This window comes from Acidithiobacillus sp. TH-A36 (genome assembly GCF_057473445.1).
Genome location: NZ_JBYCKP010000345.1, coordinates 1 through 1,624 on the forward strand (window position 1 = coordinate 1; position 1,624 = coordinate 1,624).

General features: G+C 51.1%; 1 protein-coding gene. It reads right to left on the reverse strand.

The annotated features are described in order from the left end of the window. Window positions 1–593: 593 nt before the first annotated feature. Window positions 594–1,624, reverse strand: a 1,031-nt coding sequence (locus tag AC2VLY_RS09255; RefSeq protein ID WP_486922143.1) for a hypothetical protein, incomplete at its 5' end; no start/stop codon positions are given.

Below are 1,624 nucleotides of genomic sequence, written 5' to 3' on the forward strand. Positions count from 1 at the left end.
CTTACTTTTTGGCCCAGATCTCACAGAAATGGTTTGAATGAGCTGGGTAAAACCGTAGAGGGGTGAGGTGGGGAAACAGGGTGGGACAGGGAACACTTTTAAGCACCGCTTGAAAATGTTAGCACGGTATCACAGGAATAGAGAAAGGGATGGATGAGGATGGACTGTCTCACTGGTGCCATGTTGAATGGATGTTTTTGCTCCACATTCCACACAGTTCCATGACTCCATTCATGGTCCTGTTATTAGTGCAATGGTGAGTTGATGGTAATGATGTTGACATTGGTACTGTTGTTTTGGATGGTGACAATGATGATGATGACAATGATGCTGTAGTCCCTTGCAGCACATTACTGTTGGAACAAGTTGAAATGCCCAGGGCAGGGATTTGCCAAAACTCACCAAGCATGTTGATTCTATTAGTGATGGTTGAGGAAGGGCAATATTGGGTTTAAACTCATTAGTCCAGTGCCAGATGATAGCTGTCATCACACACACACACACACACACACTTTATCTTTATTCCGCAATACAGCGGCAAGAACGGACAATGCCCAGCCCCATGGGCACCATCCCAGCCCCAAATAAGGGCTTTACAAAGGAACACGCTTGGCTAGCATGTGTGCATTGGCCACAGCCAATAAAGCATTGAGATCTGCACGGATGTTGCTGCGTACCCTAGCCCTAGATTTGCCCATTGCAGCGGCATAGGCCCTGGCCACATACTCGAAGGCAGGGTCTGACTCCTCACCCCAGACACCCCAGTGATCCACTGACATGGGGATGAACTGCAGATGATGATCTGTGCATGCTTCCCCATGTTTTCTCCTCTTCTGGGTCTCACTGTCCTTGACAGCATGCAGAGGGTCCTCCACCAAGCCTGGCAAGAGCCTGGCCTGGCTAGCACAGATAACGGTGAAGTCCAAGCAGGCAGGCCCTCCTGGAAGAGAAGGCAAATACACGTCTGCAGGCCGAGAACTCCCGGAGACTAGTCCCAAGGCCTCCACCTTGGCTGTCAGGAAGCCTTTGCGGGCATACTCCGCAAAACGATCGCGAAGGGTATTGTGACGTCGGCAACGATCCCAGCCTCTGCGACACTTAAGGGCATGGTGCCCAGCTGCATCCATAGCTTCCAAGCACATAGGGCATTTAGCTCCATCGATGTACACAGGCAGGCCCATGCGATACCGAAGATAACACAAAAATGCCTTCGGATGCATCCAGTGGTTCTTACCCTTGTCTGGAGGAGCTGTCAACCATGTAGCTGTGCCTGGCACCTGAAGGGAACTGAATCGAGCCCTCTTCTCCAATGAGGCATTCTGCAGCACTTCATCTAAGATGACAAGTTCAACAGCAGAGGAAAGTTCCCTTTGAACCAAGGGTGTTTGCAGATAAGGGAAATCCTCTGCACATAAAGGAGCAGAGGGGGCTCTAGTGTTGAAGTCTTCCACGGCCTCAGACAATGCCACCGGGGCATAACCAGGGTATAGAGATCGGGTGAGGGCGTAGCTACCATCCACAGAGGAGACATAGGCCGCGCTAGCATGAGCTGATGTAGTGCGCAGCGATAAGCCCCCTTTGCGAATGGGCAAAGCAAACTCACGCCAAGTGATCTCATCCACCA